Genomic DNA, 18,735 nt, shown 5'->3' on the forward strand with positions numbered 1-18,735 from the left:
CCGTTTTTATTTTAGCAACTCTTTTTATTTCTTCTTTAGTAGAAGTGAGGATTGTGCTATGGTTATTTGAGAAAAATTTTAAGACAAATAAAACTAATATACAATCCTGATGCAAATCAGGATTTTTTTTTGACTATATGACAACGAAAATTGCAATACAAGGTATTAAAGGATCATTTCATCATCAGGTTGTAAAAGAGTATTTCTCTGAAAATGTGGATATTGATGAATGTTTGTCTTTTGAAGAATTGATCGACAGCCTTATTGCCGGAAAATCGGATCAAGCTGTAATGGCGATCGAAAATTCAATTGCAGGGCCGATTATCCCAAATTATGCATTGATTGACAAGAATAATTTACACATAATTGGAGAGCATTATTTAAACATTCAGCAGAATTTAATGGCTTTAAAAGGTCAGAAAATTGAAGACATAAGAGAAGTTCATTCGCACCCAATGGCACTTTTGCAGTGTATGGATTTCTTGAAACAATATCCAAATATCAAATTGGTTGAGGATAAAGATACAGCTGAAACAGCAAGAAGAATTCAAGAAAAACAATTGACTGGAATTGCGGCAATTGCAAGTGTAACCGCTTCTGAAATGTACGATCTGGATATTATTGCATCATCAATTCAAACGATCAAAAATAATATGACTCGTTTCGTAATTATTAAAAAGCAAAATTCATTTTTGCCAGAAAGCGAAATCAATAGAGCATCTGTAAAATTTGAATTAGATCATAAAAGAGGAAGTTTAGTCGCGGTTTTGAATGTAATGAGTGACTGCAAACTGAATTTGACAAAAATCCAGTCGCTTCCAAAAATAGAAACACCTTGGAAATATTCATTCTTCGTAGACGTAACATTCGAGAAATACGAAGATTTCGCAAAAGCCAAAGCGTTATTAAACATAATGGCAGAATATTTCAAAGTGTTGGGAGAATATAAAAACACAAAACCTTTGACTGAGTCATAAAGTTGAAAAGTCGAAAGTCATAAAGTCAAAAATAGAAAAGCATATAGCGTAAAGCTTAAAGCATATAGCAAAATTTAAAAACAATGATTACAACAGCAAAACGATTAGACACAGTTGAAGAATACTACTTCTCATCAAAACTAAGAGAAGTTCGTCAGTTGATGTCTGAAGGAAAATCGATCATCAATATGGGAATTGGAAGCCCTGATTTGAGTCCGTCAAAAGCAGTAATTGAAGCAGTCGCTGCAGCAATTCAAGACGAAAACGGGCATGGATATCAAAGCTATCAGGGATTACCAGAAATGAGGCAGGCGATGGCAGATTTTTATCGTGATCAGTTTGGTGTTGAAGTGAATCCGAATAATGAGATTTTACCTCTTATGGGTTCGAAAGAAGGAATTATGCACATTTCGTTAGCATTTTTAAATGAAGGCGATCACGTTTTAATTCCGAATCCAGGTTACCCGACTTATACTTCGGTAACCAATTTGGTTCAGGCAGTTCCGGTTTATTATGATTTGAAAGAAGAAAACGGATGGGAACCGGATTTTGAAGCTCTTGAGAAGTTAGATCTTTCGAAAGTAAAAATTATGTGGCTGGGTTATCCACACATGCCGACAGGAGCGAGAGGAAGTTTGGCGTTATTTGAAAAATTGGTTGCCTTTGCTAAAAAACACAATATATTATTGATCAACGACAATCCGTATAGTTTTGTTTTGAATGATAATCCGATGAGTTTGTTGCAAGTTGAAGGAGCGAAAGATGTGGCTTTAGAATTGAATTCGCTAAGTAAAACATTCAACATGGCTGGCTGGAGAGTCGGAATGGTTTTAGGAAATCCTGAAATTATCGATGCAGTCCTAAAAGTAAAAAGCAACATGGACAGCGGAATGTACTACGGAATTCAAAAAGGCGCAATCGCAGCGTTAAAATGTGATAAGTCTTGGTTTGAAGACCAAAATAAAATTTACAGACGCCGAAGAGAATTGACGGAAAAACTTGCAGAAAAATTAAACTGCAAAGTATATAAAGAAGGAGTTGGTCTTTTTGTTTGGGCAAAATTGCCAGAAGGAATTGAATCAGCAGAAAAGTTCATTGACGAAATATTATATGAGAAGCATATTTTCATTACACCAGGAACCATTTTTGGAAGTAACGGTGAAGGATATATTAGATTCTCATTATGTGTAAAAGAAGAAAAAGTACAAGAAGCGATTGATAGATTTTAGAAGCAAGAGTAAAGACTTTTTTAAACTTGGAATTTAAAAAGATATGAAAGTATACGTAATAGGAATAGGGTTAATAGGCGGTTCGATGGTGTTAGACATCAAAGGGCGTTATCCTGATGCGACTATTTTAGGAATCGATAATAACGAAAAACATTTGCAGGAAGCAATTGATCTTGGAGTTATTGACGAAGCAGGAAACTTTGAAGATTTACAAAAAGCAGATTTTGTAATTGTTTCGGTTCCTGTAGATGTAGCGCTAACGGTTTTACCTAAAGTTTTGGATGCTGTAGGAGAAAAAACGATTGTTTTTGAAGTAGGATCTACTAAAAAACCAATTTGTGAAGCAGTGGCCAATCACCCGAAAAGAAGAAATTTTATTGCAACGCACCCAATTGCCGGAACAGAGTTTTCGGGACCATCGGCAGCAATAAGAGGTTTGTTTCAAGGAAAGACAAATATTATCTGTGAAGTCGAAAAGACAGCTTTTAAATTACAGGAAAAAGCATTAAATCTTTTTACTTCAATTGGAATGAGAATTCGATATATGGATCCCGTTTCGCACGATAAACACATTGCTTATGTTTCGCATTTATCGCACATTAGTTCGTTTATGCTTGGAAAAACAGTAATGAACAAAGAAAAAGACGAACAGGATATTTTTGATATGGCGGGAAGTGGATTTGAAAGTACGGTTCGTTTAGCAAAAAGTTCGCCGGCAATGTGGACACCGATTTTTAAGCAAAACAAAGAACACGTTCTGGAAACTTTAGAAGCTTACATTGCAAATCTCAGTCGGTTTAGAGATTTGTTGAAAGATGAAAATTACAATGCCATTTTTGAAGAAATGGAAAGCACAAATAAAATAAAAGAAATACTAAACGGATTAACAACAACTAAAAAGTAAATTAGAATTAAGATGGAAAATAAAAAAGAAATGAGAAAGTGGTTAGAAGATTTCAATTTAAATCACCCACTTGTGATAGCTGGACCTTGTAGTGCAGAAACTGAAGATCAAGTTTTGAAAATCGCTCACGAATTGAAAGATTCAAAAGTAAGCGTATTCAGAGCTGGAATCTGGAAACCAAGAACTCGTCCAGGAGGATTTGAGGGTATTGGAGAAATTGGATTAAAATGGTTGCAAAAAGCAAAAGCTGAAACTGGTTTATTAATGGGAACTGAAGTAGCAACTGCAGCTCACTGTAAATTAGCTTTAGAATACGATATCGACGTTTTATGGGTTGGAGCACGTACAACTGCAAACCCTTTCGCAGTTCAAGAAATTGCTGATACACTAAAAGGAACAGATAAAATTGTTTTGGTTAAAAATCCTGTAAACCCAGATTTAGCTTTATGGTTAGGTGGTGTTGAGCGTTTACACATGGCAGGTATCGAGAAATTAGGTGTTATTCACAGAGGTTTCTCTACTTACGAAAAAACAAAATACAGAAACATTCCAGAGTGGCAAATTGCTATCGAATTGCAAAATAAATTCCCTGATTTACCATTAATCATCGATCCATCTCACATTACTGGAGATCGTAAAATGATTTTCGAAGTAACTCAAGAAGCTTTAGACTTGAACTACGATGGTATGATTATCGAAACACACATCGATCCAGATAATGCTTGGTCTGATGCAGCTCAGCAAGTTACTCCAGATGCTTTGAAACAAATCATTAAAGATTTGACTATCAGAAAAACGGATGATACTACAGACGAGTACAGCCAAAAAATGAAAAAATTAAGAGCAAACATCGACGTTTTAGATGCTAACTTATTAGAATTGTTAGGAAAACGTATGAAAGTGGCTGACGAAATTGGTCAAGTGAAAAAAGATGCAAACGTTGCGATCCTTCAAAATAACCGTTGGAACGAAATCTTAGGAAAAATGATTCTAGAAGGTGAGAAAAAAGGTCTTACTGAGGAATTCGTTTTAAGAATGTTTAAAGCAATTCACCAAGAAAGTATTGGTCACCAAGAGAAAATTTTCAACGCATAATTTTTTCTAAAACACATAAGTGGTATAAGATAATTTAAGATTGAAAAATTTTTGTTATTGAGTTTAATTATATCACATATTTAAAATTAGATTGTTTTTTAAAATCCCTATTGCTTTGAAAAAAGTGATGGGGATTTTTGTTATAAAAAAGCTTGTGTTTATATTCACTTATATAACTTATATGGTTTAAATTATTCATTTATCTTTGCAAAGAATTTAGTTTTAATCTAAAGTCCGCAATCTAAAATTAAAGAATGACAGGAACCGTTTATAAATCTACAGGAAGTTGGTATACCGTAAAATCTAAAAATGGAGATTTTGTCGAATGCCGCATGAAAGGGAAATTCAGAATAAAAGGTATTAAAAGTACCAATCCTATTGCTGTAGGTGATATAGTCGATTATGAATTAGAGGAAACATCTGATGCCGTAACCGGAATGATTCATAATATTCACGAAAGAAAAAATTATATCGTTCGTAAATCGGTTAACTTATCTAAGCAGATTCATATTATTGCTTCAAACATCGATCAGGTTTTTTTATTGATTACAATCGATAATCCGCCAACAACTACAAGTTTTATTGATCGTTTTTTAGTTACAGCTGAAGCATATGGAATTGAAGCTATACTTGTTTTTAATAAAATTGATACTTTAACAGAACAGACTTTAGACGATCAGCTTTATTTGCGAGCATATTTATTCTGAAATTGGATATAAATGTCTTCGTATTTCTTCGACAGAAAATAAAGGCGTTGATAAGCTAAAAGAAATGATGATCGGTAAAGTTAGCATGTTTTCTGGACACTCAGGCGTTGGAAAGTCAACTTTAGTAAATGCACTTGAACCAAGTCTTCATTTAAAAACTTCGGTCATTTCAGAACAAAGCAAACAAGGACAGCATACAACTACTTTTGCCGAAATGTATGATTTATCTTTTGATGCCCGAATTATCGATACTCCAGGAATTAAAGGTTTCGGAATCGTCGATATGGAACCATCAGAAATTAGCGGTTATTTTCCAGAATTTTTCAGACTTAAGGATCAGTGTAAGTTTAACAACTGTTTGCATAAAGAAGAACCACATTGTGCCATAAAAGCGACTTTAGAAAAAGACGAAATTGCGTGGTCTCGCTACAATAGTTATTTGAAAATTCTTGAAGGCGACGAAGAGCACTATCGAACTGATACTTATGGGGAAGATCGTGCTGCGAGTGATGAAACAAGAAAGTAAATAAATTCCAAAACAGAATACGGAAATGATTTTATTGTAGAGATGCACTGCAGTGCATCTAATACGTTGATATTAAAATCTTTTTAATCCGTGTAATCTGTGGCTAAAAATAATAGTAAAGAATGAGAGTAGTTGTTCAAAGAGTTTCTCAGGCATCTGTAACAGTTGATAGTCAAAAAACAGCAGATATTAAAAAGGGTTTATTGGTTTTAGTCGGAATAGAAGATGCCGACACGCAAGAAGACATTGATTGGCTTGCGGGTAAAATCATTAAAATGAGAATTTTTGGAGACGAAAACGATGTTATGAACTGCTCAGTTCAGGATATTGACGGCGATATTATTGTTGTTAGCCAGTTTACGCTTCACGCATCAACAAAAAAAGGAAACCGTCCATCGTATATAAAAGCTTCAAAACCAGATTTTGCAATTCCTACCTACGAGAAGTTTGTTCAAACAATAGAAAAAGAGTTTGGCAAGAAAGTGCAAACAGGGATTTTTGGTGCAGATATGAAAGTAAATCTTCTAAACGACGGACCTGTTACCATTGTAATGGATAGCAAAAACAGGGAGTAAAAATATTATTAAACATTTGTTAAGGATTTCTGAAAATAATATATATTTGACGAAAATCCTTACTAATGAAAATCCTTTTTCCGCATTATTTTTACTCTTAATAAACCTTACTTCATTCGCTCAAAAGAGCACTTATCCTATTCTTTCTATTCCAGATAGTTTAAAACAGAATGCAAATGCAGTTCTTCGTTTAGACCAAATGGATATTGTTATTGCTTCACAAAGAAGTATGAATATCAAGATCCAAAGAGTTGTTTCTGTTTTAAATGAAAAAGGATTAAGAGACATCAATGCCTACAATCATTATGATAAAACAACTTCGGTAAAAAATATTGAAGCTGTCGTTTATGATGCATTAGGGAATGAGATAAAAAAAATCAAAAGAAAAGACTTTAAAGATCAAAGCGCGGTAGGAGGAAGTACTCTTTTTTCAGATAGCAGAGTGCTTTATTTAGATTATACTCCTATTTCGTATCCTTTTACGGTTGCTTTTACGTGCGAAGTCGAAACTTCAAATACTGCATTTATACCAAAATGGTATTTTGTTGGTGGTTATAATGTAAGTATAGAAAAATGCTTGCTGAATGTTACTTTTCCAAAAGGATTGGGCTTTAAGAAAAAGGAGTTCCGATTTGATGACTTCAATATAAAAAAGACAGCAGACACAGAAACCAATTTAAGTTACTTAGCGACAAATATTGTAGCTCAAAAACAAGAAGATCTTAGTCCTTCCCCTTCAGATCTTTTTCCTAAAGTTATGATGGGGTTAGAAAATTTCCACTTAGAGGGAGTTGACGGAAATGCAACTACTTGGGAAGCATTTGGTAAATGGTATGGCGACAAAATCTTAAGCGGTACAACTGTTTTAACAGAAGAGACAAAAACAAAAATCAAAGCTTTGGTTGGCGATGAAAAAGACCCAGTTAAGAAGGCCAAAATAATTTACGATTACATGCAGAAAAAATCACGATATGTAAATATTGCGATTGGAATTGGCGGCTGGAAACCGATGTTGGCCAACGACGTTGATCGCTTAGGATATGGAGATTGTAAAGCATTATCAAATTATACAAAGGCACTTTTGCAGGTTGTAGACGTTCCATCGTACAACACGATTTTATATGGTGACCGTTACAAAGAAGATATTCAAACTGATTTTGTGTCGATGCAAGGAAATCATATGATTCTGGCAATTCCTAATAAAGATAGTTACATCTGGTTAGAATGTACTAGTCAAGATGATCCTTTTGGATATCAAGGAACTTTTACAGATGATCGTAATGTTTTGGTTGTAAAACCAGAAGGCGGTGAGATTGTAAGAACTAAAATCTATGATGATAAAGGAAATATACAAGATGGAAAAGGGGTTTACACAATCGATCAGACGGGTAATTTTTCTGGTGTTTTAAAAATTGCATCGCAAGGAAGTGTATATGCTTCTAAATCTCGAGTAGAAACGATGCCACCAAATGAAAAAGAAGAACACTATAAAGATTACTGGGATAATATTAACAATTTGAAATTAGGTAAAATCACTTTTACAAATGATAAAGAAAATATTCGTTTTACTGAAGATGTTCAATTAAGCGCAGCAAATTATGGTACGCTTTCGGGCAATAAAATGATGTTTGTAGTTGATGCTTTTAATCAATATACAGGAAGTGTAAAACGAATTAGAAACCGTAAAAATCCATTTCAAATTCAGCGTGGTTATTTAGATACAGATGAAATTGAAATCAATCTTCCAGAAGGTTTTAGCATCGAATTTCTACCTTCAAATTATGAGTTAAAAGGAAAATTTGGAGAATATAAAACCGAAATCATTAAGAAAGACAATAGCAAGCTAACCTACAAAAGATCTATGTTGTTAAACAAAGGAAAATATTCTAACAAAGAATATGATGAGTACCGCTTGTTTATGGAACAAATTTCTAGAAACGATAATGCCAAAATAATATTGACCAAAAACTAACAATTATAACCCAAAACCAACCAAAAATTACCAATGAAAATCATTAAACTATTTACGTTATCTGCGATTTTATTATTTTCTCCCAAAATAATTTCGCAGGAATTCAAGCTAGGAAAAGTAACTGTTGCCGAACTTGAACAAAAGGTGCATCCGAAAGATTCTTCGGCAGTTGCGGCCATACTTTTTGAGAAAGGACAAAATGTTTTCGACTACGATCAAGACAATGGTTTTACAATGCAGTTGGAGGTAACAGCTAAAATTAAAATCTATAAAAAAGAAGGCTACGATTGGGCCACAAAAAAAATAAGATATTATATAGCAGGAAACGGATCTAAAGAGAAAGTTCTTATTTCTGACGCGACAACATATAATTTAGTTAACGGAAAAATTGAGAAAACTAAATTAAAAGGTGAAGCGGAATTTGATGAAGCAATCAATAAATATTGGGCTCAGAAGGTTTTTACTATGCCAAATGTTAAAGAAGGTTCTATTGTTGAATTTAAATATATAATAAAAAATAACAGTATTGGAAGTCCAAGAGATTGGAATTTTCAGAGCACAATTCCTGTAAATTATTCGGAGTTTAAAATGTATGTTCCAGAATATTTTGTTTATAATAGAAATTTTAAAGGATATGTAAGTCCGAAAATTATTGAAGAAAAAAACAATAGATCAATCCAATATACATACAGAGAAGGCCGAAATGGAGTTGTGAGCGGAAGTGCTTCACAAGAAAAATTGGATTTTATAGAAACAAGAACTGCTTATATTGCAGAAAACTTGCCAGCGTTAAAAGATGAAAATTATGTCAATAATATTGATAATTATACTGTAAGTCTAAGTCAAGAATTATCAATGACAAAATATCCTAATTCACCATTTAAGACCTTTTCTACAGATTGGAATTCGGTGGTAAAAACAATCTATGATTATGACGATTTTGGACCTGAATTAAATAAAACAGGATATTTTGAAGAAGATTTGAAAAAACTGCTCGTAGACTCGAAAACGCAAGAAGAGAAAATATGGACTATTTTTAATCATGTAAAATCGAACGTTAAATGGAATAACTATTTTGGTTATGGATGTGACAACGGAGTTAAAAAAGCGTACAAAGAAAAAACAGGAAATATTGCTGATATCAATTTGATGCTGACAGCAATGTTACGCTACTCGGGTTTAACTGCAAATCCGGTTTTAGTTAGTACGCGTTCAAACGGAATTGCTTTGTTTCCAAACAGAACGGCATTCAATTACGTAATTGCGGCAGTAGAAACTCCTAATGGATATATTTTATTAGATGCATCAGAAAAATTTTCTACACCAAATATTTTGCCTCTTAGAGTTCTAAACTGGTCAGGAAGATTAATACGAAAAGATGGAACATCTGAAGAGATTAATTTAATGCCGGAAAAAACATCTTCTGATAATGTTTTTATGACTTACAATATTGAAGCCGATGGGAAAGTAACAGGAAAAACCAGAAGACAGTCTGTAGATTATAATGCCATGATTACAAGAAGCAAAATAAGCAATCTTAAAGAAGAAGAATATTTAGAAAAACTTGAAAATGGAAATAATAAAATAGAAATAAGTGAATATTCTAAAACTAATGAGAATGATATATTGCTTCCTATGGTTGAAACTTATTCATTTACTGGAAATAATTTATGTGAGCTTATTGGAGAGAAAATTTATGTAAGTCCGATGTTGTTTTTTACCAACGATAAAAATCCTTTTAAGCAGGAGTTAAGAGAGTATCCGGTAGATTTTAGCTATCCTTTTGCAGATAAATATAATATTACAATTAAAATTCCAGATGGTTTTGCGGTTGAAACATTGCCAGCCCCAGCCGCTGTATCGATGGAGAACAATCTGGGAGCTTTTAAATTTAATATATTGGCTAATGGAAATACCTTACAGCTGTCTATTTTACATCAGATAAATGAAGCAATTGTATCTGCTGAAAAATACGAAATGTTGAAGGAATATTATAAAACAATGATTGCAAAAGAAACAGAAAAAATCGTTTTAAAACGTATTTAAAATGAGAACTTTCTTAATTTCTATTCTTCTATTTTGCGCATTTCTGAAAATGAATGCGCAAAACGCTTCTTTAGGAAATGTTACAATAGCGCAGTTAGAAGAAAAAAGGCATCCTAAAGATTCTGCCGCTGTTCTTGCTATTTTGTATAGTAATATTGCTATTGATCTTAATGCAAATGGAAACTCCCAAAAGACCACCACAAAGAAAGTTAAGATCTATAAAAGTGAAGGATATAATTTGTCAAACGTCCTGATTTATTTTGCGACCGGAAAACTTAGTTACGTAAATATAGTAAGCGCTTATACCTACAATTTGGTAGACGGAAAAATTGTAAAGACAAAACTGAAACCTGAAAACGAGTTTATCGAAAAAACGAACAGCAGTTATTGGATCAAAAAAATAGCTTTTCCAGAAGTTAAAGAAGGTTCTATTATAGAGTATCAATTTACAGAAGAAGGAGGATTTTCAAGTCTTTATCATTGGAATATTCAGGAAAATATTCCAGTTAATTATTCTGAATTAAAAACAACTCTTCCAGATGCTTTTGAGTTTAAAAGAAATCTGAAAGGTTTTTTCCTCCTAAAATAACTTCAAAAATAGCGAACACTTACCATTATATTGCAACAGAAACCACTTATGTTTTTCAGAATCTTCCAGCAATGCGCGAGGAAGCTTTTGTAAATAATATGGACAATTATAGAACTGGAATTTCTTTAGAGTTAGAAAGAATTGCTGTTCCTGGACAGTTTTATAAAACATTTTCATCAGACTGGACAAGTGTTGCCAAAACAATTTATGATTTTGATTCTTTTGGAGTAGAACTGAACAAATCTGGCTATTTTGAAGATGACCTGAAAGTTGTATTAGAGGGAAAAGTTAAACCTGATGCAAAAATTACATCAATTTTAGAATATGTAAAATCAAATGTAAAATGGAATCAGCATAATGGATATTCTTGCGAAAAAGGAGTTCGAAAAGCCTACAAAGAAAAAACAGGAAATAGTGCAGATATTAATTTGATGCTTACAGCAATGCTTCGAGTCTGCTAAACTTACTGCGAATCCTGTTTTAATTAGTACACGCTCTAATGGGATTGCTTATTTTCCAAATTTAAATGCTTTCAATTATGTGATTGCCGCAGTTGAAACTGGAGACGAAATGATACTACTCGATGCAACCGATCCATATTCAACTCCAAACGTTCTTCCTTTAAGAGATTTAAATTGGATAGGAAGATTGATTCGTAAAGACGGAACGTCAGAAAGTATTGATTTAGCACCTAAAAAATTTGTCGCAGATAATATTGCAGTCGATTATACAATTGAAGCGGGAGGAAGAATAAACGGAAAAGTAAGATGTCAGTACACAGAGCACAAAGCAATGAACTGCAGAAATAGTTTTGAAAATCTTAAAGAAGACGCTTATCTAGACAATCTTGAAAATAAATATGATAAAATTGAAATAAGCGATTACAGCCGTACAAATGAAAAAGATGTTTTGCTGCCTGCTGTAGAAAGCTTTTCGTTTACAAGCACCAATTTGTGCGAGGTAATTGGAGATAAAATATACGTTAAGCCAATGCTTTTTTTGCTAGTACAAAAAATCCGTTTAAGCAAGAAACAAGAGAATATCCCGTAGATTTTGGATTTCCTTTTTTAGAAAAGTACAATATTAGTATTCGAATCCCAGAAGGATATACCCTAGAAACAGTTCCTCTTGCAGGCGTATTGGTTATGGAGGAAGATCTTGGAGTTTTTAGATACAATATTGCAGTCAACGATAATGTACTGCAATTATTAGTGTCACATCAAATTAACTCCTCTATAATATCTAGAGAACAATACGGAATTCTGAAAGATTACTACAAAGAAATGATCACAAAACAGACTGAAAAAATAGTTTTAAAACGTATTTAATTATGTTGCGATTTCTCCTAGTTTGTATTCCCTTTTTTTGGAGTACAATGACAATTCAAGCTCAAAATTATGAATTAGGCAAAGTAACAATTGCAGAATTAAAAGAGAAAGTTCATCCTAAAGATAGCAGCGCACCCGCTGCTATCTTGTTTAAAAAAGGAAGGACTTATTTTGGTTATAACAAAGATGTTGGGTTTTATGCCAATCATGTCTGTGAGGTAAAAATCAAAATTTATAAAAAAGAAGGTTTAAGCTGGGCCGACCAGAAAGTGCGTTTTTATATTGGTTATGAAAAATTAAATGAGGACCGTTTAGAATTTTCTGAAGCGGTTACGTATAATTTGGAAAACGGAAACATTGTAAAAACTAAATTAGACAATCAAGGAACATTCAAAAATAAAATTAATCAATACTGGAAAGAAAAGACTATTACATTGCCAAATGTAAAAGTAGGTTCTGTTATTGAATACAAGTATGTTTTAAGATCTGAGAATCTTGGGAAATTTCCAGATTTTGATATTCAGTTTAATATTCCGGTAGACTATTTTTATTATAAAACTCAAATTCCAGAATTTTATATTTATAAACCAATTTTAATTGGAGGAATTCCACTCGAAACAGAATCTAAATTCACAAATGGCAGTCAGAGTTTTGATAACGCTTATAGTCAGACAAGCTCATTTAGCTATAAACAAATTGAAACCTTTTATACAGGAAAAGATGTTCCTGCTTTAAAAGAGGAACCATACATTAATAATCTCGAAAATTATCGCGGAAGCATTCAGCAAGAACTAGAGAGAGTTCGACTTCCAGATCAGCCTATAAAAGATTACAGTTTAACATGGGAAGGGGTAGCAAAAACTATTTTTAAAGATGATAGTTTTGGTAAACAGCTTAATCAAGCCTCTTTATTTACAGATGACTTAAATAAATTGCTGCCAAATGTAGAGGATAAAAATGAAAGATTAAATCTGATTTTTACTTATGTCAAAAACCGAATGAATTGGAATGAGATTAATAGTTGCTACACAGAAAAAGGAGTCGAAAAAGCGTATAAAGATCAGACAGGAAATGTTGCTGAAATTAATTTTATTTTGATAAATATGCTTCGTGCGGCTGGTATAGAAGCCAATCCTGTTTTGGTAAGCACAATTCAAAACGGACTTCCGGTTTATCCAACAAGAACAGGATTTAATTATGTTATAGCAGCAGCCGAAATTGATGGTAAAAGAATTCTTCTAGATGCATCTCATAAACTCACAGCTCCCAATATTTTACCATTAAATGTATTAAATTGGAAAGGAAGGCTGATCAAAAAAGATGGAGCTTCTGAGGAAATCGAATTAGATCCAATAATACTATCTAAAGAAATTTATAGTCTTATAGTTAAAATACATCCCGATGGTAAAATGAATGGCCAAGGCAGGATTCAACACACAGATTACGATGCTTACAGTTTTAGAGTAGAAAACAATGCAAAATCAGAAGACGCTTATCTTGAAAAATTTGAAAATAGATTGGGAGGTTTGTCTGTCTCAAATTATAAAATAGAGAATCAGAAGTCAAATTTAGATCAATCGGTTATAGAGACTTTTTCTTTTGATTCAAGCAGCCGTTCAGATATTATTGAAGGGAAGATTTTCGTAAATCCTCTATTGTTTTTTACTCAAAGTAAAAATCCGTTCAATCAGGAAAAAAGACAAATGCCTGTCTATTTTGGATATAAAAACTTAGAAAAGTTCAATTTTAATATTGAAATACCGCAAGGATATACTGTAGAATCACTTCCAAAACCAGTCAGAATAGCATCAGAGGACAAGAAGATGTCCTTTATCTTAAATTTTTCGGCTACAGAAAACAAAATTCAAATTGTGAGCCAAAAAGAAATCAACAGTAGTATTTTTGCGACTGAGGATTACAGAATGATAAAAGAGTTTTTTCAGAAGATGATCGTAAGCCAAAATGAAAAAATAATTCTTAAAAAGATATAAAAGATGGATTTGAAAAATGCACAGTTAGATGTTGATACTTGGATAAAAGAACACGGAGTTCGTTACTTTAACGAATTGACTAATATGGCGCAGCTAACCGAAGAAGTTGGTGAAGTTGCCAGAATTATTGCTCGTCGTTATGGAGAACAATCTGAAAAAGAAAGCGATAAAAACAAAGATTTAGGAGAAGAACTTGCAGATGTTGTTTTTGTTGTGCTATGTTTGGCAAATCAGACAGGAATTGATTTACAGGCTGCTTTTGACAAAAAAATGGATCTAAAATCGGTTAGAGATAAAGATCGTCATAAAAACAATGATAAATTGAAATAATTGTGAAATATCGCTCATAAGTTTTGAATTATGAGTTTTGAATTTTGAATTATGAATGTGGAGTGGTAAATTGCGGGGCTGAATTATGTTTCTAATTATTCATAATTCATAAGTCACAACTTACAATAAAAAAAATGAATTTAAAACTAAGCACGAATTCAATATTTACTATTGATGATTCGCAACTAAATATTACAGGTTCAAAAAGTGAAACGAACCGTTTATTGTTATTAAAAGCATTATTTCCAAATATCACTTTAGCCAATACTTCAAACTCTGATGACAGCGAAGTGATGCAAAAAGCTTTAGCAGGAAATGACGAAATTGTAGATATTCATCACGCTGGAACTGCAATGCGTTTCTTAACTGCTTATTTTTCGGTTAACGAAGGAAGAGAAGTAGTCTTGACAGGTTCTAGCAGAATGCAGGAGCGTCCAATTAAAATTTTGGTTGATACTTTAAGACAATTGGGTGTTGAGATTTCTTATGAAAAAGAAGAAGGATATCCGCCAATTCGAATTAAAGGAAAAAAAGTTACGGCTTCAAAAGTAAACTTGGCGACAAATGTGAGCGACCAATATATTTCGGCTCTTTTATTAGTGGCTTCAAAATTAGATAATGGTTTAGAATTGACTCTAGAAGGAGAAATTACTTCGATTCCGTATATCAAAATGACTTTGGCATTGCTTAATGATTTAGATATTAAAACAAGTTTTGAAGGAAACGTAATCAAAGTTTATCCAAAAGAAACTGTTGAATCAAAAGAAATGGTTGTAGAATCTGACTGGAGTTCGGCTTCTTATTTCTTTAGTCTTGTGGCTTTGGCAGATGCTTGCAAAAATAACTTTAAGCAGTTATAAAGAAAACAGTCTTCAAGGAGATTCTGAATTAGTTTCTCTTTATGAAAAAATGGGAGTGAAAACTACTTTCCAAAACAACAAAATGACTTTGGAGAAAGTTTCTGGATTCAATTACGAAGACATAAATTTTGAATTGAACAATACACCAGATATCGCTCAAACAATCGTAGTAACTTGTTTAGGTTTAGGAATTGGATGCCATTTGACAGGTCTTCATACTTTAAAAATTAAAGAAACAGACCGACTAGAAGCTTTAAAAGTTGAGCTTACAAAATTAGGAGCTAATATTTCTGTGACTAATGATAGTTTGACTTTAGAACGTTCTGAAAAAATAAATCACGATGTTCATATTGCAACTTACAACGATCACCGTATGGCAATGGCTTTTGCACCTTTAGCAATAAAAGTTCCAATTATTATTGATGATGCCGAAGTAGTTTCTAAATCATACCCAGATTTTTGGAATGATTTAAAAGCCTTGAATTTTCAAATCTCAGAATTGTAATTTTTGAACCATATAAGTTCATTTAAATTAAAGTTCGATAAAACATAGCCTCTGGTTTTAACCAGAGGCTTTTTTATTTGTGAATTTGATTGTACTCATAAAGTTTGTCATTTCGGCGAAGGAGAAATCTCCACAAGAAGCTCTACAAAGATTAGCTTATTGGAATGGAGTTACTTACTAAGATTTCTCCTTCGTCGAAATGACAATAATATGTTGAAAATCTTTTTTATAGAAAAAAAGCACTTTTAACGCATCTCGAAACCTCACAAAATCAAGGACTTTTGAAAATAAACGTCAAAACACTTGACAACGCCTATCTCACAATCGTATATTTGCAACCGATTTAAAATTTTAGATAAACAAATCTAAAAACGACACTCTAAAATCAACAATTCAAATATGAAATTATCACACTTCAATTTCAATTTACCGAAAGAACTTTTGGCTGAATTCCCAGCAGAAAATAGAGATGAATCTCGTTTAATGGTAATTGACCGTAAAAAAAACACTATCGAACATAAAATGTTTAAAGACGTTATCAACTATTTTGATGACGGAGACGTTTTAATTCTAAATAATACAAAAGTTTTTCCTGCACGTTTGTACGGAAACAAAGAAAAAACTGGAGCTAGAATTGAAGTTTTCTTATTAAGAGAATTAAATTCAGAGCAACGCCTTTGGGACGTTTTAGTAGATCCAGCTAGAAAAATCCGTATTGGTAACAAACTTTATTTTGGTGATGATGATTCATTAGTTGCTGAGGTAATCGACAATACAACTTCTCGTGGTAGAACATTACGTTTCTTATACGATGGTTCTTATGAAGAATTCAGAAACAAATTGACAGAACTTGGAGAAACTCCAATTCCTAAATACATCAATAGAGACGTTACTCCAGAAGATGCAGAAAGATACCAAACAATCTATGCAAAAGAAGAAGGAGCTGTAGCGGCGCCAACTGCTGGTTTACACTTTTCTAAGCACCTTTTGAAAAAATTAGAAATCAAAGGAGTGAACTTTGCTGAAGTAACTTTACACGTAGGTTTAGGAACTTTTAACCCAGTTGAGGTTGAAGATTTATCTAAACACAAAATGGATTCTGAGGAATTGATTATTACTCAAGAAGCTTGTGATATTGTAAACGAAGGAAAAGCAAAGAAAAAACGTATTTGTGCTGTAGGAACAACTTCTATGCGCGCAATTGAAAGTTCTGTTTCTTCTGCAAATACTTTGAATCCATACGAAGGGTGGACGAATAAATTTATTTTCCCTCCTCACGATTTCAGTATTGCAAACTGTATGATTACAAACTTCCACACACCAAAATCAACATTATTGATGATGATTTCTGCTTTCTGTGGACATGATTTAATGAAAAAAGCATACGACGAAGCAATCAAAGAAGGATACAAATTCTATTCTTACGGAGACGCGATGTTAATTCTTTAATTAGAACTTATAGTATAATAAGACCCGACTAGTTTTTATAACCTGTCGGGTTTTTTATTTGTTTCAAGTTTCAGGTTTCAAGTTTGGCATTCGTTGAGAAATTTTAAACGCAAAGAGCGTAAAGTTTTTTTGCTCAGTATGTGTTTACCAGAAACAAAAGAACGCAAAGCTTTGCGAACTTAGCGTTTATAAACGTTAGCCTTGATAAAAAAAGACTTTGCGCTCTTTGCGTTAAAAAACACACAAAGCATATCAATCTGAAACAAAACAAACAATTTTTGTTATTTTAGCAGACAAAACAAAAAAGACAATGACTTTTCAAAATACACGCGAATTTGCACGAGAGCTAGATTCGAAAGACGCATTAAACGATTATCAAGAACAATTTATTTTTCCTAAAGTAAATGATAAACGAGTAATCTATTTTACTGGAAACTCTTTAGGATTACAACCAAAACGTACCAAAGCTTATATAGATGAAGTAATGAACGATTGGGCAGAGCTAGCTGTCGAAGGTCATTTTTATGCTGAAAAACCTTGGTGGGATTATCAAGAAAGATTTGCTGAACCATTGAGTAAAATTGTGGGTGCACTTCCATCAGAAGTTACGGTGATGAATACTTTGACTGTAAATCTTCATTTATTAATGGTTTCTTTTTATCAGCCAAAAGGGAAACGTTATAAAATTATCTGTGAAGAAAAAGCTTTTCCATCAGATCAATATATGTTTCAAAGTCAGGTGAATTTTCACGGATACAAACCAGAAGATGCAATTGTAGAAATTAAACGTAGAGAAGGAGAACATAATATTCGTCTGGAAGATGTTTTAGCCAAAATTGAAGAAGTTGGGGATGAATTGGCTTTGGTTTTAATTGGTGGAGTGAACTATTATACAGGGCAAGTTTTTGATATTAAAACCATAACTGCTGCAGGACAAAAAGTTGGAGCAAAAGTAGGTTGGGATTTGGCTCACGCTGCTGGAAATATCAAATTAGAACTTCACGATTGGAATGTAGATTTTGTCGCTTGGTGCAGTTATAAATATATGAATTCGGGTCCAGGAAATGCTTCGGGTTGTTTTGTTCATGAAAAACATCATAACTCAGATTTGCCAAGATTTGCAGGTTGGTGGGGACACAATAAAGAACGCCGTTTTAAAATGGAACCAACTTTTGATCCAGTTCACGGAGCAGATGGATGGCAGATTAGTAATCTTCCAGTTCTGTCTTTAGCGCCATATTTAGCTTCAGTAGAAATGTTTGCTGAGGTTGGAATGGATGCATTAATCAAAAAACGTGATCATATTACTTCTTATCTAGAGTTTATTCTTCATGAAATTGATAAAGAAGTAGAAAGTACTTTTGAAATTATCACGCCTTCAAATCCAGAAGAAAGAGCTTCTCAATTATCGGTATTTTTGCACGGAGAAGGAAGAGCTTTATTTGATTATTTAATGAAAAACGGAGTTATTACAGATTGGCGTGAACCAAACGTAATTCGTCTGGCGCCTGTTCCTTTGTATTGTTCTTATGAAGACATGTATGATTTTGGGCAAATTCTAAAAAAAGGGATTTTAGGGAAATAAAAAATAATTTGGCAATCCCGATAGCTATCGGGGGCGAAGGCGCAAAGTTTTTTGAAGCCACAGATTA

Annotated in this window: 15 protein-coding genes and 2 pseudogenes; all 17 read left to right on the forward strand. The window is 33.0% G+C overall.

All coding sequences use genetic code 11. From position 1 onward, the window contains the following. Window positions 1–137 precede the first annotated feature (137 nt). Window positions 138–977 carry a prephenate dehydratase gene (locus P5P87_RS19330; protein ID WP_278020307.1) on the forward strand — a complete coding sequence of 280 codons (840 nt, stop codon included), beginning with the start codon at window positions 138–140 and terminating at the stop codon, window positions 975–977. An 83-nt stretch (window positions 978–1,060) separates the two neighbouring features. Further along, a complete protein-coding gene (locus P5P87_RS19335; RefSeq protein ID WP_111376515.1) occupies window positions 1,061–2,206 on the forward strand; it encodes a pyridoxal phosphate-dependent aminotransferase in 1,146 nt (381 codons plus the stop codon). A gap of 43 nt (window positions 2,207–2,249) precedes the next feature. Then, window positions 2,250–3,110 (forward strand): prephenate dehydrogenase, encoded by an 861-nt coding sequence (locus P5P87_RS19340; RefSeq protein ID WP_198855474.1) that lies wholly within the window; start codon window positions 2,250–2,252, stop codon window positions 3,108–3,110. Window positions 3,111–3,122: 12 nt separating this feature from the next. After that, window positions 3,123–4,205 carry a bifunctional 3-deoxy-7-phosphoheptulonate synthase/chorismate mutase type II gene (locus P5P87_RS19345; RefSeq protein WP_091494827.1) on the forward strand — a complete coding sequence of 361 codons (1,083 nt, stop codon included), beginning with the start codon at window positions 3,123–3,125 and terminating at the stop codon, window positions 4,203–4,205. A 254-nt stretch (window positions 4,206–4,459) separates the two neighbouring features. Then, window positions 4,460–5,438: pseudogene (gene rsgA / locus P5P87_RS19350) on the forward strand (ribosome small subunit-dependent GTPase A). A gap of 122 nt (window positions 5,439–5,560) precedes the next feature. Next, the gene (gene dtd, locus P5P87_RS19355; protein WP_278020308.1) at window positions 5,561–6,013 is read left to right on the forward strand and encodes a D-aminoacyl-tRNA deacylase; all 453 of its coding nucleotides are present in this window, start codon (window positions 5,561–5,563) and stop codon (window positions 6,011–6,013) included. A 55-nt stretch (window positions 6,014–6,068) separates the two neighbouring features. Beyond that, window positions 6,069–7,985: a DUF3857 domain-containing protein gene (locus tag P5P87_RS19360; protein ID WP_422854101.1), complete on the forward strand. Its 1,917-nt coding sequence runs from the start codon at window positions 6,069–6,071 to the stop codon at window positions 7,983–7,985. 33 nt (window positions 7,986–8,018) lie between these two features. Continuing rightward, entirely contained in the window at window positions 8,019–10,031 is a 2,013-nt protein-coding gene (locus P5P87_RS19365; RefSeq protein ID WP_278020310.1) for a DUF3857 domain-containing protein, read from the forward strand. A gap of 49 nt (window positions 10,032–10,080) precedes the next feature. Further along, the gene (locus tag P5P87_RS19370; RefSeq protein ID WP_278020311.1) at window positions 10,081–10,620 is read left to right on the forward strand and encodes a DUF3857 domain-containing protein; all 540 of its coding nucleotides are present in this window, start codon (window positions 10,081–10,083) and stop codon (window positions 10,618–10,620) included. A 71-nt stretch (window positions 10,621–10,691) separates the two neighbouring features. Further along, the gene (locus tag P5P87_RS19375) at window positions 10,692–11,081 is read left to right on the forward strand and encodes a hypothetical protein (RefSeq protein ID WP_278020312.1); all 390 of its coding nucleotides are present in this window, start codon (window positions 10,692–10,694) and stop codon (window positions 11,079–11,081) included. 79 nt (window positions 11,082–11,160) lie between these two features. After that, window positions 11,161–11,670: a hypothetical protein gene (locus tag P5P87_RS19380; RefSeq protein WP_278020313.1), complete on the forward strand. Its 510-nt coding sequence runs from the start codon at window positions 11,161–11,163 to the stop codon at window positions 11,668–11,670. Between the two features lie 95 nt (window positions 11,671–11,765). Beyond that, window positions 11,766–11,948, forward strand: coding sequence for a hypothetical protein (locus P5P87_RS19385; RefSeq protein ID WP_278020314.1), 183 nt, complete (start codon window positions 11,766–11,768; stop codon window positions 11,946–11,948). 2 nt (window positions 11,949–11,950) lie between these two features. Then, complete coding sequence (locus P5P87_RS19390) at window positions 11,951–13,939, forward strand: DUF3857 domain-containing protein (RefSeq protein WP_278020315.1); 1,989 nt, start codon at window positions 11,951–11,953, stop codon at window positions 13,937–13,939. Window positions 13,940–13,942: 3 nt separating this feature from the next. Next, window positions 13,943–14,269 carry a nucleotide pyrophosphohydrolase gene (locus P5P87_RS19395; protein ID WP_012022600.1) on the forward strand — a complete coding sequence of 109 codons (327 nt, stop codon included), beginning with the start codon at window positions 13,943–13,945 and terminating at the stop codon, window positions 14,267–14,269. Window positions 14,270–14,403: 134 nt separating this feature from the next. Beyond that, window positions 14,404–15,634, forward strand: a pseudogene (locus P5P87_RS19400) (3-phosphoshikimate 1-carboxyvinyltransferase). A 399-nt stretch (window positions 15,635–16,033) separates the two neighbouring features. Further along, the gene (gene queA, locus P5P87_RS19405) at window positions 16,034–17,083 is read left to right on the forward strand and encodes a tRNA preQ1(34) S-adenosylmethionine ribosyltransferase-isomerase QueA (protein ID WP_198855482.1); all 1,050 of its coding nucleotides are present in this window, start codon (window positions 16,034–16,036) and stop codon (window positions 17,081–17,083) included. Window positions 17,084–17,393: 310 nt separating this feature from the next. Next, entirely contained in the window at window positions 17,394–18,668 is a 1,275-nt protein-coding gene (gene kynU / locus P5P87_RS19410) for a kynureninase (protein WP_278020316.1), read from the forward strand. The last annotated feature ends 67 nt before the right edge of the window (window positions 18,669–18,735 follow it).

Origin of the sequence: Flavobacterium ginsengisoli, assembly GCF_029625315.1 — a bacterium.
Classification (GTDB): domain Bacteria; phylum Bacteroidota; class Bacteroidia; order Flavobacteriales; family Flavobacteriaceae; genus Flavobacterium; species Flavobacterium ginsengisoli.

Bases quoted from the DNA above. Each gene is read 5' to 3' on its own strand.
- P5P87_RS19385 (WP_278020314.1), top strand. From the start codon at position 11,766: ATGGAGGAAGATCTTGGAGTTTTTAGATACAATATTGCAGTCAACGAT.
- P5P87_RS19345 (WP_091494827.1), top strand. From the start codon at position 3,123: ATGGAAAATAAAAAAGAAATGAGAAAGTGGTTAGAAGATTTCAATTTA.
- P5P87_RS19330 (WP_278020307.1), top strand. From the start codon at position 138: ATGACAACGAAAATTGCAATACAAGGTATTAAAGGATCATTTCATCAT.
- kynU (WP_278020316.1), top strand. From the start codon at position 17,394: ATGACTTTTCAAAATACACGCGAATTTGCACGAGAGCTAGATTCGAAA.
- P5P87_RS19335 (WP_111376515.1), top strand. From the start codon at position 1,061: ATGATTACAACAGCAAAACGATTAGACACAGTTGAAGAATACTACTTC.
- P5P87_RS19365 (WP_278020310.1), top strand. From the start codon at position 8,019: ATGAAAATCATTAAACTATTTACGTTATCTGCGATTTTATTATTTTCT.
- P5P87_RS19370 (WP_278020311.1), top strand. From the start codon at position 10,081: ATGAATGCGCAAAACGCTTCTTTAGGAAATGTTACAATAGCGCAGTTA.
- queA (WP_198855482.1), top strand. From the start codon at position 16,034: ATGAAATTATCACACTTCAATTTCAATTTACCGAAAGAACTTTTGGCT.
- dtd (WP_278020308.1), top strand. From the start codon at position 5,561: ATGAGAGTAGTTGTTCAAAGAGTTTCTCAGGCATCTGTAACAGTTGAT.
- P5P87_RS19395 (WP_012022600.1), top strand. From the start codon at position 13,943: ATGGATTTGAAAAATGCACAGTTAGATGTTGATACTTGGATAAAAGAA.
- P5P87_RS19390 (WP_278020315.1), top strand. From the start codon at position 11,951: ATGTTGCGATTTCTCCTAGTTTGTATTCCCTTTTTTTGGAGTACAATG.
- P5P87_RS19340 (WP_198855474.1), top strand. From the start codon at position 2,250: ATGAAAGTATACGTAATAGGAATAGGGTTAATAGGCGGTTCGATGGTG.
- P5P87_RS19375 (WP_278020312.1), top strand. From the start codon at position 10,692: ATGCGCGAGGAAGCTTTTGTAAATAATATGGACAATTATAGAACTGGA.